Source organism: uncultured Ellagibacter sp. (genome assembly GCF_934617235.1).
GTDB lineage: Bacteria > Actinomycetota > Coriobacteriia > Coriobacteriales > Eggerthellaceae > Ellagibacter.
In genome coordinates, this window is record NZ_CAKTTZ010000025.1 from 24,708 (window position 1) to 37,868 (window position 13,161).

A 13,161-nucleotide genomic window follows, 5' to 3' on the forward strand; every position below is an offset into this window, starting at 1 on the left:
ATTTAAGAAGCTGGCGACCCGTGATGAAGTGCCCTCCCTAGTCGGCACGACGTATTGCCTCAGTGCAGGCGCATGCGATATCGGGGTGGTTCATCGTATAGACATGCAGACCGTCCACCCCGTGCGCCTCAAGGTCGACAAGCTGCTTGCAGGCGTATTCGATTCCGGCCGCGCGGAGGCTTGCCGAATCGTCCTCGTAGCGTGCGAGCAGTTTGATGATGGGGCTCGGAAGGGAGGCACCGCACATGAACACCATGCGCTGAATCTGCTGCTTGCTCAAGAAAGGCATGATGCCGCAGGTTATCGGGGCGTAGATTCGCGCGGAAACGCATCGCTCACGGAAGCGGTAGAAGTAATCGTTGTCGAAGAAGAGCTGGGTCACAAGGAAGCTCGCTCCTGCGTCGACCTTCTCCTTCAAGTGCTCGATGTTCACCTTCGGATCGATGCAGTCGATGTGCCCCTCGGGATACGCCGCCGCGCCCACGCAGAATCCTGCATCGACGAGCGTCGGGATGAGGTCCTTCGCAAAGCGGAACTTCGTCGGCTCGACTCCAGCCGGGATGTCCCCACGCAGCGCAAGAACGTTTTCGATGCCGTGCGCGCGCAAATCATCAACGGATGCCGCGATAGAGGATTTTGTCGCTCCTGCACAGGTAAGATGCGCAACGCAGGCTGTCCCGAAATCGGATTGGATAATCTGCGCTACATCGTTGGTGGAGTGCTTGTTCCCCCCGCCGCCCGCAGAGTAGGTAACCGAGATGAAATCGGGATGAAGCGGCGCGAGCCCCCCTGCGACCTCGCGAGCAGTGCGATGATCCAAATCCCCCTTCGGAGGGAAGATCTCGAACGAGAGTGTCGGGCGCGATGCTTTGCGCGCTTCGTCGAACAAGTGCTTTACCGTGGTCATGTCATTTTCCTCTGCATTCAGTGATGTGGTGAATGTCGGGCATCAGATTATAGTGTTGCCCTCATGCTACAATGGCAATCATGACAGACCAGACGCAAATTACACTAACCGCACCGGCGAGCGTCGACCTAGCGCTTGTCGTCGGACCTGCAGATACGACGCTGCGGGTAGTCGCATCCGCCTTCGACGCCAACGTGAACGTGCGCGGCGACTCCATCATCCTCTCGGGCGATCAAAGCGAGGTGCAATCCCTCACGGCGCTTTTCTCCGATTTCATCAAAGTTGCAGAACGGGGCGAGGAAGTCACCCCCGAATACGCCCTTCGCGCAATCGAGCTGCTTCGCAGTGCGGAGTTCTCACCTCAAGCGTTGAGGGAAGACATCCTGCTCACATTTCGCGGTCGCGCCATCAGGCCGAAGACGGCAGGGCAGAAGCGCTACGTCGACGCCATCCGAACACATACCATCACATTCGGTCTCGGACCTGCGGGAACGGGAAAAACCTACCTCGCCATGGCGATGGCCGTCGCCGCCTTGAAGCGCAAGGAAGTCGGGCGCATCATTCTGACCCGCCCCATCGTGGAAGCAGGGGAGAACCTGGGCTTTTTGCCGGGCACGATCAACGAGAAGGTCGACCCTTACATCCGCCCGCTCTACGACGCGCTCTTCGACATGACCGACATGGAGCGCGCAAACGATCTCATCGACCGCGGCGTCATCGAAATAGCCCCGCTCGCCTTCATGCGCGGCCGAACGCTCAACGACAGCTTCATCATCCTCGACGAGGCGCAAAACACCACGCCCGAGCAGATGAAGATGTTCCTCACAAGGCTCGGCTTCAACTCGAAGATGATCATCACGGGCGACGCGACGCAGCGGGATCTGCCTGGGTCAAGGTCGGGACTCGCCGACGCCGAACGTGTGCTCGAGGACATCGACGACGTGTCGTTTTGCCGCCTGTCGAGCAAAGACGTCGTGCGTCATTCGCTCGTCGCCGCCATCGTCGCCGCCTACGACAAGGCAGACGCCCGATAGCGCAAGGAGAACGATATGAACATCGAAGTGAACTGCGAATATCGAGAAGACCTCATCGCGACCGTTCCCGTGAGCGACCTCGCCACCTTCGTGCTCGCGCATGAGGCGTGCCCGAAAAACGCCGAGGTGTCCATAAGCTTCATCGACGACGACGAGATGGCCCGACTCAACGAGGAATACCGCGGGAAGACGGGGCCGACCGACGTCCTGTCGTTTGAGTGCGATGGGCTCGACGACGAGATGGGCGAAGGACGCAACGCCTTTCCCGATATGCCCTTCGAGCTGGGAGATGTGATCATCGCGCTCGACGTTGCCGAACGCCAAACCGCCCGATTCGGCACCACCTTCGAAGGCGAAATGAGCGTGCTTTTAGTCCATGGCTTGCTGCATCTGTGCGGCTACGACCATATTGAAGACGACGAAGCGGAAGTCATGGAGGCCCGCGAAGCCGAGATTCTGCGCGGATGGGCACAAGAGCGCGGGGTCGACCTTTCGATCTTCGGAGAGTTCAATGGGCCGGGTGCGCTCGTGAGGGGAGAGCACTAGATGACCCAATCACTCCCGCATGCCTTCAAATGCGCGGCCGAAGGCGTTGCCCACGCTTTCAAACAGCGAAACATGCGCATCGACGCCTGCTTCGCCGTCATCGCGATCGCGCTCGGGTTCGCCCTGCGCATCGACGCCAGCTCATGGCTTGCCATTGTCATCTGCATCGGCATGGTCATGGCCGCTGAAACCGTCAACACCGCCGTTGAATGCGTCGTCGACCTGGTGTCGCCCGAATATCACGTGCTCGCAAAGCACGCCAAGGACTGCGCGGCGGGAGCTGCGCTCATCCTTGCCGTGGCGTCAGTGGTAATCGCCGCAATCGTTTTCATCCCCAAGATTGGAGAATTGCTGTGCTAGGAATGCAAAAAGAGGGCTTCAAGTCGGGATTCGCCACGCTTGTCGGACGCCCGAATGCCGGGAAATCGACGCTTCTGAACGCCATCATGGGCGAGAAGATCGCCATCACGTCCTCGACCGCGCAGACGACGCGCCATCGTTTCCGCGCCGTGTTGACTCGCGAGGATTTCCAACTGATCCTCGTCGACACGCCGGGCATCCACAAGCCCCACGACGCCCTCGGCGAAGAGCTCAACGAGTCCGCTCTCAAGGGCCTGCAGGATATCGACGTCGTTGCCATGGTGATTGATGCCTCGCAACCGATTGGTCGCGGGGACGAATGGGTCGCCAAGCAGGTTGCCGCATGCAAGGCTCACCGCATCTGCGTGCTCTCAAAAACCGACATCGCCACACCCGAGCAGATCGCGGCGCAGCGTGAGGCGGCGGAAGCGCTTATGACCTGGGACGCCATGGTTGCGCTTTCCGCGAAAAGTGGCGCAAACGTCGACGCCTTCGTCGAAGAGGCCGTCTTCTATTTGCCCGAAGGACCCGCATGGTTCCCCGCCGACATGCAGACCGACCAGCCCATGGAAGTCGTCATCGCAGAGTTCATCCGCGAGAAGATCCTGCGCTCGTTCCATGACGAGGTGCCACACTCGATCGGCGTCGCTGTCGACAACATGCAATACGAGAAGAAAAAAGATCTCCAGCGAATCTTCGCGACCATCTACGTCGAGCGCGACAGCCAAAAAGGTATGATCATCGGCAAGAAGGGCGCTGCTATCAAACGCATCGGCAGCGAAGCACGTATAGATTTGGAGCAGCTTTTGGGATGTCGCGTCTTCCTCGATTTGAACGTCAAGGTGAAGAAGAACTGGCGTCGCGACGCCACGCAGATTCGCCGCTTCGGATACGGTGAGGGCGCATAAAGAACATTGGGCGACGCGCCGCTTTGTGCAGGTATTGTTGCGTATCGACGCGAGTCGGCCGCCTCGTCGTAATACCGGCTTCCGTTCAGCTACAATAACGCAGATGAGACGTTTGAACGGGAGAATGCGCACATGATGATCTGCCCTCATTGTCAAAGCGAGAATCGCGAAGGAGCCAAATTCTGCAACGAATGCGGAGGCTCCTTGCTTGCTGCCGCCGACAAGACGCAGGTCATAGGTGCCGCGCTGCCGCTCGAAGATGATGCTTTCGCCGCGAGTGACGCCGACAAGACGCAGATCCTGAGCGCTGCCGCGACCGATGCCGACAAGACACAGATCCTGAGCGCTGCCGCGACCGACGCAGCAGACGAGACGCAGGTCACAGGCTCCAGCGAATCAGAAGATGCGCACACCGACCAGGCTTGCAACCCCGACGCGACGCAGACGCAGACGCTAACGCCGACCAACGACAAGCCAGCCACCTCCGAAGACGACGAGATCACGGAGATGCTGCTCGACGACGAAGCCGCCATCGAGCTTGAAGACGCGGACGCAGCACCCGATTCGAAAGACCCCTCTGATCTTGAAGAAATCGAAGCCGAACGCGAAGCGCTCGACGACATCCTACCGCGCATCGACGTTCGCCAAGCGGGGGATACTGACGCTTCTCCCAGCGCGCGCACCCAGGCGATCAACTTAAACGCGGCGAACACCGCCGATCTCTCCGGCTTCGAGCGCCTTGTCGACTCAAGCTATGTTCCGCCCGCGCGCTCGTGGCGCTCAGGCGACACGATGGAGCTCCCCAAAATCGAAGGAGAGCCCGCGCCCGCCCAGAAAAAATACGAATCGCCCGATGCCGAAAAGGAAGCGAAAAACCGCAAGAAGACCCGTGCTACTCGCACCCTCATCGTTATCGTTGTTCTGGCTGTCGTAGCTGCCATAGCCCTTGGAGCCAGCTATTACCTGGAGCTCTGGGGCGGCAAGACCGTACCCGATGTCACCGGCGAGGCTCAGGCGGACGCAGTCTGGCTTCTCGAGAGCAAAGGTTTCAACGTCGATACGTCGCAGGTGAAATCTGACGAGGTGGAAGGAATCGTGCTCATCACCAATCCCGCCTCTGGTTCCCGCGTACCGGAAGGCACCACCGTGAATATTTCCATTGCGACGCCGCGCGCGGTGCCCGATGTCACCGGTAAAACGCAGGACGAGGCAAAGGCCGCATTCGACAAGGAAGGCCTCGACAACGTCACGTTCAAGACGGTGAAATCCGACGAAACCGAGGGCACCGTCCTTGAAATCGAGCCGCAAGCTGGCACAAAGGTGAAAGCCGCTGCGGCCATTACGGTTACGGTAGCCGAATCCTATGTCGTTCCCGACGTTACCGGCAAGTCCCAAGACGACGCCACCGCAGCCTTGAAGGAAGCCGGGTACGCCGTCGAGGTCGCAACGAAATACACGGAGGATTCCACCGAGGGAACGGTTATCTCGACCGACCCTGCCGCCGAAACGAAGCTGAAGTCGGGGTCCACCGTCACTATCACCGTTGCGAAATCGCGCGAGAAGGAGCTTGTTTCCGAGACGTATTCCCTCTTCAGCAAGGGCGCAACCGTCATCATGGACGGCATAAACTACGAGGTTGTGTCCTGCGACAGCGTACAATATGAAGGCGATGGGAAAGTGAGCTATACCATCACCGCCATGAAATTCGAGAATACCCTGCTCTTTGGCACGATTTACGGCTCAGCCGAGCAGAAGTCAGGCACCATCAAGTGGAACTCTGACAACAGCATCGCCTCAGCCAAGCCGACGCTTAAAAAGTAGCGTCCGTGGCACGCCCCACTTATAGCGCGCGCGTCATCGTCGTGCACAAGACGAAGCTGGGGGAGAGCGATCTTATCCTCACCATGCTCGCCGAAGACGGCTCACAGTTGCGGGCTGTTGCGAAAGGCGCGCGCAAACCAAGGAGCAGCTTCGCCTCACGTCTCGAGCTATTCTCGGTGGCGGACGTCCTCTGCGCGAAAGGACGCTCGCTCGACGTGGTATCCGAAGCACGCCTTGTCGAGAGCAATGCCGGCCTTCGCGGGGACATCGAGAAAACCGCGGCTGCGGCGCCAATCACCGAACTCGTCGAGCGAACCACTCAGCCCGACCTTGCCTGCCCGAATCTCTTCGCCATGACAAGCACCGCGCTTACCACGATGAGCGAATCCGATGTTCCCTACGCTCCTTCGATCGCCGCTGGCCACTTGCTGAAGGCGTTCGCCATGACAGGCGTCAGGCCGATGCTCGCAACGTGTGCCGCTTGCGGAAATCCCGTGATGCCCCTAAACGATGGCTCGCTTGCCTTCTCCCCACGGGAAGGCGGTGTGATATGCTCCCACTGTCGCTCGCACACGGAAGCCGGATATATCGACGCCCGAACCGCCGAATGGTCGAATTTCCTGCTGCGCTCGACGTTTTCCGACATCGAAGAGGCCCGCATGGGGGTTCGCGAGGCGTTCTCGGTCCTCGATTTATGCCAACGGTGGTGCATCGAGCATGTCGGCTGCAAGCTTCGCTCGCTCTCGTTCCTTTTCACGAGCGGGCTATACGAAACCAACTGACGAGAAAGAGGAAAGAATGTACACGTATCGCACCAAGGGCGTCTGTTCGCGCGCCATCAACGTCGAGGTCGAAGGCAACACCATCAAGCACGTCGACTTCGTCGGAGGCTGCAACGGCAACTTGAAGGCGATTTCTAAACTCGTCGAGGGCAAGGATGTCGATGCCATCTGCGCTGTTCTCGATGGAAACACCTGCGGCAACCGCTCCACTTCATGCGCTGACCAGCTCTGCCACGCCCTTCGCGAGGCGAAAGCAGCCGAATAGCGGCCATATTGTGCAGAACAGGTGGGAATGCCCTTCTTTTCGCTTGCCGCATTGCATGCGCCCCATTACAATAAGCAGGCTGTCATAAGACAGTTGGTTTGTCCCTAGTTTGCATGCGCCACCCGCTTGCCTACCCGGGATCAACGAGAGCTTAGATATTCGAAAGGTGGAAAACAATGGCATCAAAGCTCAGCATCTCCAAGGAGAAGACCGCCGAACTCATCAAGGAATTCGGCAAGTCCGACAACGACTCCGGCTCCGCCGAGGTTCAGGTTGCAATTCTCTCCGAGCGCATCCGCAACCTCACCGAGCACCTGAAGACCCACAAGAAGGACAATCACACTCGTCTGGGCCTCATGAAGCTCATCGGTAAGCGTCGTGGACTTCTGAAGCACATCAAGGAGAGCAACATTGACGAGTACCGCGTGCTCATCAAGAAGCTCGGTATTCGCGACAACATCTAAGCTTGGAACGTGGGCCCGCTAAATGCGGGTCCCGTGCTATATGCAAGGCGGTCGTGCATCGCATCCGGCAAGCACGCTCGTGGAGGCGGGGGAACGTGAGTACCCCGAAGCCGAAGAAGCTCATGCGCAATAGGGCGCACGAGGCTAAGAGAAAGAAAGTATACATGGAAAAGATCGTCGAATCCTTCGAGCTGTACGGTAAGCAGTACCGCTTCGAGACGGGCGAGCTCGCAAAGCAGGCCACCGGTGCTGTGCTCGTCACCCAAGGTGACACCACGATTCTCGTGACCGCCGTCGTCTCCAAGCAGGAGAAAGACTACGACTTCTTCCCCCTCACGGTCGACTACATCGAGAAGATGTATTCCGTCGGCCGCATCCCCGGCGGTTACCTCAAGCGCGAGGCTCGTCCCTCTGAGAAGGGCACGCTGAACGCCCGCATGATCGACCGCCCGATCCGCCCCGGTTTCCCCGACGGATACAAAAACGAGGTCCACATCGTTGCGACGACGCTCGTGTGCGATGGCGAGAACCAGCCTGACGTCATCTGCGTTGGCGGTGCATCGGCAGCGCTTCTCGTCGGCGGTGCTCCCTTCGATGGCCCCGCTGCCTGCGTCAAGATCGGCCGCAACGCCGAAACGGGCGAGTTCATCGTCAACCCGACCTACGAAGAGGACGCAAATTCCGACCTCGACCTCACCATCGCCGGCACCAAAGACTACATCTCGATGGTCGAAGCGGGTGCTAAGGAAATCTCTGAAGAGGACATGCTTGCTGCCATGACGTTCGGCCAGGAAGCTATCGCCGCATTCTGCGACAAGCAGGCAGAGTTCATCGCCAAAGTGAACCCCACACCGATGGAGTACAAGCTCCACACGCCCGCTCCCGAAATCGCCGAGCGCGTCGAGCCGTTCTTCGACGCCATGTCCGCGGCACTCAAAGATGCCGACAAGCTCTCCCGCATGGGTAAAGTTGAGGACTTAAAGGCCAGCATCACCGCGAACGAGTTCTCCGACGAAGAGCGTGCGAGCTGGGCATCCGACATCGCCGCTGCGCTTAAGAAGCTCGAGAAGAAGGCCATGCGCAAGATGGTCATCGAAACCGGCGAGCGCGCCGACGGACGCCGTCCCGACGAGATCCGCCCGCTGCACATCGTTCCCGGCTATCTGCCCCGCGTTCACGGCTCCGGCCTCTTCCAGCGCGGCCAGACCCAGGCGCTTTCCATCTGTACGCTCGGCATGCTCAACGAGTGGCAGCGCCTCGACACCATCGAACCGGTCGAGGGCAAGCGCTACATGCACCAGTACAACTTCCCGCCGTACTGCACCGGCGAAGTGGGACGCATAGGCTCCCCGAAGCGCCGCGAAATCGGCCATGGTGCCCTCGCTGAGCGCGCGCTTCTCCCGGTGATCCCCTCCGAGGACGAGTTCCCCTACGCCATCCGCGTCGTTTCCGAGATCATGGAATCGAACGGCTCCTCTTCGATGGCTTCCACCTGCGGCTCCACGCTTGCGCTTATGGATGCGGGCGTGCCCATCAAGGCTCCCGTTTCCGGCATCGCCATGGGCCTTATCAAGGAAGGCGACGACGTCGTCATCCTCTCCGATATCCAGGGCCTCGAGGACTTCCTCGGCGACATGGACTTCAAGGTCTGCGGCACGTCGAAGGGCATCACCGCACTTCAGATGGACAACAAGGCCAAGGGCCTGTCCGTCGACATCCTTGCTCGCGCACTCAAGCAGGCCCACGAAGGCCGCGCGTTCATCCTAAGTGCCATGCTCGAGAAGCTGCCCGAGCCGCGCGCCGAGCTTCGCGACACCGCTCCCCGCATCGAGACGATCCACATTCCCGTCGACAAGATCCGCGACGTCATCGGCTCGGGCGGCAAGGTCGTTCGCGGCATCCAGGAGGAAACGGGCGCCAACATCGACATTCAGGAAGACGGCACCATCCATATCGCAGCGGTCGAGGGCAAAGCCGGCGAAGCTGCGAAGGCCATGATCTTGGGCATCGTGAAGGAACCCGAGGTCGGCGAGATCTACGAGGGCGAAGTCGTCGGCATCAAGGACTTCGGTGCTTTCGTGAAGCTCACGCCGGGCAAGGACGGCTTGCTCCATATCTCCCGCGTCGCCAACGGTCGCGTGGGCAAAGTCGAAGATGTCCTGTCTATGGGGGACATCGTGAAGGTTCAGGTTCTCGAGGTCGACCCGAAGACGGGCAAGATCTCGCTCGACCGCCTCGACAAGCCCGATGCTCCCGAAGGTTCCTCCAACGGCGGCAACGAACATTCGCATCGCAACCATGACGAGCACAAAGAGCGCGATATGCGCCCGGGCAGAAGCCAGCGTTCGAGCAACGGCCGCACGCCGCGCCGTCGCCACGAGGCTTAATCGCACACGAATACCAATTGCACGAGAAACGGGGACATCATGATTAAAGTAGCTGTTTCCGGATGCTTCGGCCGTATGGGATCGGCGGTCATCGACGCCGTCACCGCCGCAGACGACATGGAGGTTGTCTGCGGCATCGATCCCTTCCCCAAAGAGGGAGCGCCTTTCACGGTTTTCTCCTCGATGGAGAAGGCTGTGGCGGCCGGTGGGTTCGACGTCGTCGTCGACTTCACGCAACCGAGCGTCATCGAAGGGAACCTCCGGTGCGCGCTTCCTGCGGGCATCGACTGCGTCGTCGGCACAACGGGCCTTTCCGACGAGAAGCTCCACGAGCTCGAAAAGCTCGCTCCTGCGGGGACATGCCTGTTCTACGCACCGAACTTCACGACGGGCGCCGTCCTCATGATGGAGTTCGCGAAGGCTGCCGCGCCGTATTTCCCCGAAGCGGAAGTCATCGAGATGCACCACTGCAACAAGAAGGACGCTCCCTCGGGCACGGCAATGCGCACGGCGCAGATCATCTCTGATGCTCGCGGTGGACGAGCAAGCGAAGCTCCCGGCGCCGAGACAGAGCTTAAAGGTGCCGAAGGTGCACGCGGCGCGCTTGTTTCAGGCGTCCCCGTGCATTCCGTGCGCTCGATGGGCTTCGTCGCGAGCCAGGAAGTCATCTTCGGCTCGATGGGACAGACGCTCACCATCCGCCACGATTCCTGGGATCGCGCCTCGTACATGCCAGGCGTTTTGCTGGGCATCAGAAGCGTTGGTTCTCGCGAGGGCCTGATTGTAGGTTTGGAGAACTTCATGCACGAGGCGTAGTGCGCCTTGTGGTCTTTGGCATAATAGATAAATCGAGCATATGTTCGCCCCCTTGCCTGTATTTTTCGCGAGGGGGCGCACGCATGGATAAAGGAGACGCCCATGTCGAACGTTGAACCCCGCTTCGGTCGCCTGATCACCGCTATGGTCACGCCCTTCAACGAAGAACGCGACCTCGACCTCGACCGCGCGCAGGCACTCGCCACGCGCCTGATCGAGGGTGGCAACGACTCGCTCATCATCAATGGAACCACCGGTGAGAGCCCGACGGTCTTCTATCCGCAGAAGATCGAGCTTTTCCGTGCCGTCGTCGAAGCGGCCGACGGAAAGGTGCCCGTCATCGCCAACGTGGGGGACAACTGCACAGCCGATACCGTGAACTTCGCGCAAGACGTCGCGAAACTCGGGGTTGACGGCTTCATGTGCGTCGTTCCGTATTACAACAAGCCCCCGCAGGAGGGCATGTATCAGCACTTCAAGACTATTGCGGATGCAGTGGAGCTCCCCATCATCCTCTACAACATCCCGGGACGCTGCGTCGTGAACATGGAAGCCGAAACGACACTGCGCCTCGCAAACGATTGCGAGAACGTTATCGCCGTGAAGGAAGCATCCGGCAAGATGGACCAAATCGCCACCATCGCTGCCGCGGCACCCGAAGGCTTTAGCGTCTACTCGGGCGATGACTCCGCAACCTACGACATCATGCGCCTTGGCGGCGCGGGCGTCATCTCGACGACCGGCAACGTGGCGCCCGCTCGCATGAAAGACCTCGTCACGAAGTGCGCAGAAGGGAAGTGGGACGAGGCATGGGCTGCTCATGAGGCTCTTTTGCCCCTGATGGACGGTCTGTTCGAGACCTCAAACCCCATTCTCGTGAAAGAAGCCCTGAAGCTTTCCGGCTTCCCTGTCGGCGGCGTTCGCTTGCCGCTTATCGACGCCACGCCCGAGCAATCGGCGCGCCTTGAATCGATCATGCGCGAGGTTGGCGTCCTTTAATCGACTAGTGCGAACGCCCGCAGGTGAATTGCGCCTGCGGGCGTTCGCGTACCGTGATAAAGGAAGTATATGGATAAAGAAAATCAAACTGCATCTTCCCCCAAACAGCCCGATGCTGCGACTGCAGGAAAGGGAAAGAAAACCAAGTCGTACAAACACGTGAAGCTTGAGCACAAGCGTCCTCAGCTTACCAAGGGTGGTGATGGCTCGAAGGACGGTTCTTCGAAGAAGCACAAGCCCGCACAGCGCAAAAGCTCTTCGAGCGCCGGCAAGGACCCGAAGGCAAAACTTAAGATCATCCCCCTCGGCGGCCTTGATGCGATCGGCAAGAATATGACCGTATTCGAATGCGGCAATGACATGATCGTCGACGATGCGGGTCTTATGTTCCCTGACGACAACCATCCCGGCGTCGATCTCATCCTGCCTGATTACACCTATGTGCTCGAGCATGCCGACAAGCTGCGCGGCATCGTTATCACGCACGGGCACGAGGACCATACGGGAACGATTCCGTATCTGCTGAAGGACCTCGACCGTCAGGTTCCTATCTATGCGACGAAGCTCACGCTCGGACTCATTGAGGGCAAGCTCACCGAGCATCGCATCAAGAATGCGAAGCTCGTCGAGATCAAGCCTGGCCAGCAAGTCAAGATGGGTTGTTTCACCACGGAATTCTTCGCGGTGAACCACTCGATTCCGGGTGCTGTCGGCGTGTTTTTGCAAAGCCCCGCCGGCAACGTACTGCACACCGGCGACTTCAAGCTCGACCAAACCCCGATCGATGGCGTGCACTTCGATTTCGGTGCGCTTGCGCGCTACCACGAAATCGGCGTCGACCTCATGATGAGCGACTCGACTAACGCGATGAAGACCACCTTCACGCCGAGCGAGGCGGAAGTCGGCAAGACCCTAAACCGCATTATCAGCCAGGCGAAACAGCGTGTCATCATCGCCTCGTTCGCAAGCCATATCCACCGCATGCAGCAGATTTGCGACGCTGCGCGCGCGAACGGACGCAAGGTCGTCGTCACAGGCCGCTCGATGGTGCAAAACACCGACATCGCCCGCAAGCTGGGGTATCTCAATATCCCCGACGAGGACCTGATCGACGCATACGAGCTCAAGGGTATCCCGCCTGAGAAGGTTGTCATTATGTGCACGGGCAGCCAGGGCGAGCCGCTTTCCGCCCTTGCGCGCATCGCGAACGGCGAGCACCGCACGATCGACATCGAGGAAGGCGACACCGTTATCATCTCGGCGACGCCCGTTCCCGGCAACGAGAAGGCCGTCACGCGCGTCATCAACTCGCTCGCGAAGATTGGCGCGGACGTGTACGACAAGAGCCGTGCGCGTGTCCACGTATCAGGACATGCAGGCGCCGAGGAGCTCAAGATCGTCCTTTCTATCGTGCAGCCGAAGTCCTTCATGCCCGTTCACGGCGAGTCGACGCACCTGCGCGCCCACGCACGTCTTGCAGAGGCCACCGGTGTGCCGAAAAAGAACATCTTTCTGTGCGAGAACGGCGAATCGCTTGAGCTTACCTCGAAGGGCGTCACCCGCGGCGAAGTCGTGCAAAGCGGCATCGTCTACGTAGACGGCTTATCGGTCGGCGACACTTCGCAAGACGTTCTCGATGAGCGCTGCGCATTGGGCGAACAGGGCTTTGCCTGCATCGCTGCCGCGATTTCCCTTTCGCGCCACGAGGTGCAAGGGGGAGTCCAGGTGGAAATGCGCGGCATCACCGGCGGCGATGACGCTTATCTCGCACGCGACGCGGAATCCGCTGTGCTGAGCGCACTTCGCAAAGCCCTCGGCAGAAACGCCACGCTCAAAGAAGCAAAGAAGGCCGCCCGCGACGCGCTTTTGTCC

The 13,161-nt window shown here is 59.7% G+C and carries 13 protein-coding genes; 12 read left to right on the top strand and 1 reads right to left on the bottom strand.

Annotated elements, in window-relative coordinates; translation table 11 throughout:
* Positions 1–37 precede the first annotated feature (37 nt).
* Complete coding sequence (locus Q0G85_RS06240; protein WP_297155815.1) at positions 38–907, bottom strand: methylenetetrahydrofolate reductase; 870 nt, start codon at positions 905–907, stop codon at positions 38–40.
* An 80-nt stretch (positions 908–987) separates the two neighbouring features.
* Between Q0G85_RS06240 and Q0G85_RS06245 the strand changes: the two genes are divergently transcribed.
* From Q0G85_RS06245 to Q0G85_RS06300, 12 genes are all read left to right on the top strand, one after another.
* Positions 988–1,941 carry a PhoH family protein gene (locus tag Q0G85_RS06245; RefSeq protein WP_297155846.1) on the top strand — a complete coding sequence of 318 codons (954 nt, stop codon included), beginning with the start codon at positions 988–990 and terminating at the stop codon, positions 1,939–1,941.
* A gap of 15 nt (positions 1,942–1,956) precedes the next feature.
* Positions 1,957–2,487 (top strand): rRNA maturation RNase YbeY, encoded by a 531-nt coding sequence (ybeY, locus tag Q0G85_RS06250; RefSeq protein ID WP_297155817.1) that lies wholly within the window; start codon positions 1,957–1,959, stop codon positions 2,485–2,487.
* Positions 2,488–2,847 carry a diacylglycerol kinase family protein gene (locus Q0G85_RS06255; protein WP_297155820.1) on the top strand — a complete coding sequence of 120 codons (360 nt, stop codon included), beginning with the start codon at positions 2,488–2,490 and terminating at the stop codon, positions 2,845–2,847.
* 2 nt (positions 2,848–2,849) lie between these two features.
* The gene (gene era, locus Q0G85_RS06260; RefSeq protein WP_297155849.1) at positions 2,850–3,755 is read left to right on the top strand and encodes a GTPase Era; all 906 of its coding nucleotides are present in this window, start codon (positions 2,850–2,852) and stop codon (positions 3,753–3,755) included.
* 132 nt (positions 3,756–3,887) lie between these two features.
* Positions 3,888–5,576 (top strand): PASTA domain-containing protein, encoded by a 1,689-nt coding sequence (locus tag Q0G85_RS06265; RefSeq protein WP_297155823.1) that lies wholly within the window; start codon positions 3,888–3,890, stop codon positions 5,574–5,576.
* A 5-nt stretch (positions 5,577–5,581) separates the two neighbouring features.
* The gene (gene recO / locus Q0G85_RS06270) at positions 5,582–6,358 is read left to right on the top strand and encodes a DNA repair protein RecO (RefSeq protein ID WP_297155827.1); all 777 of its coding nucleotides are present in this window, start codon (positions 5,582–5,584) and stop codon (positions 6,356–6,358) included.
* Between the two features lie 16 nt (positions 6,359–6,374).
* Positions 6,375–6,623, top strand: coding sequence for a TIGR03905 family TSCPD domain-containing protein (locus Q0G85_RS06275; RefSeq protein WP_297155830.1), 249 nt, complete (start codon positions 6,375–6,377; stop codon positions 6,621–6,623).
* Positions 6,624–6,799: 176 nt separating this feature from the next.
* On the top strand, positions 6,800–7,087 hold the full coding sequence (gene rpsO, locus Q0G85_RS06280) for a 30S ribosomal protein S15 (protein ID WP_297155835.1): 288 nt from the start codon (positions 6,800–6,802) through the stop codon (positions 7,085–7,087).
* 164 nt (positions 7,088–7,251) lie between these two features.
* Entirely contained in the window at positions 7,252–9,474 is a 2,223-nt protein-coding gene (locus Q0G85_RS06285; protein WP_297155837.1) for a polyribonucleotide nucleotidyltransferase, read from the top strand.
* Positions 9,475–9,513: 39 nt separating this feature from the next.
* Positions 9,514–10,290 (top strand): 4-hydroxy-tetrahydrodipicolinate reductase, encoded by a 777-nt coding sequence (gene dapB, locus Q0G85_RS06290; protein ID WP_297155839.1) that lies wholly within the window; start codon positions 9,514–9,516, stop codon positions 10,288–10,290.
* A gap of 102 nt (positions 10,291–10,392) precedes the next feature.
* Positions 10,393–11,289: a 4-hydroxy-tetrahydrodipicolinate synthase gene (gene dapA / locus Q0G85_RS06295; protein WP_297155841.1), complete on the top strand. Its 897-nt coding sequence runs from the start codon at positions 10,393–10,395 to the stop codon at positions 11,287–11,289.
* A 69-nt stretch (positions 11,290–11,358) separates the two neighbouring features.
* A partial coding sequence (locus tag Q0G85_RS06300) for a ribonuclease J (protein WP_297155843.1) occupies positions 11,359–13,161 on the top strand: 1,803 nt, incomplete at its 3' end.

Bases quoted from the DNA above. Each gene is read 5' to 3' on its own strand.
- Q0G85_RS06255 (WP_297155820.1), top strand. From the start codon at position 2,488: ATGACCCAATCACTCCCGCATGCCTTCAAATGCGCGGCCGAAGGCGTT.
- Q0G85_RS06285 (WP_297155837.1), top strand. From the start codon at position 7,252: ATGGAAAAGATCGTCGAATCCTTCGAGCTGTACGGTAAGCAGTACCGC.
- dapB (WP_297155839.1), top strand. From the start codon at position 9,514: ATGATTAAAGTAGCTGTTTCCGGATGCTTCGGCCGTATGGGATCGGCG.
- Q0G85_RS06240 (WP_297155815.1), bottom strand. From the start codon at position 907: ATGACCACGGTAAAGCACTTGTTCGACGAAGCGCGCAAAGCATCGCGC.
- era (WP_297155849.1), top strand. From the start codon at position 2,850: ATGCAAAAAGAGGGCTTCAAGTCGGGATTCGCCACGCTTGTCGGACGC.
- rpsO (WP_297155835.1), top strand. From the start codon at position 6,800: ATGGCATCAAAGCTCAGCATCTCCAAGGAGAAGACCGCCGAACTCATC.
- Q0G85_RS06245 (WP_297155846.1), top strand. From the start codon at position 988: ATGACAGACCAGACGCAAATTACACTAACCGCACCGGCGAGCGTCGAC.
- Q0G85_RS06275 (WP_297155830.1), top strand. From the start codon at position 6,375: ATGTACACGTATCGCACCAAGGGCGTCTGTTCGCGCGCCATCAACGTC.
- ybeY (WP_297155817.1), top strand. From the start codon at position 1,957: ATGAACATCGAAGTGAACTGCGAATATCGAGAAGACCTCATCGCGACC.
- Q0G85_RS06265 (WP_297155823.1), top strand. From the start codon at position 3,888: ATGATGATCTGCCCTCATTGTCAAAGCGAGAATCGCGAAGGAGCCAAA.
- dapA (WP_297155841.1), top strand. From the start codon at position 10,393: ATGTCGAACGTTGAACCCCGCTTCGGTCGCCTGATCACCGCTATGGTC.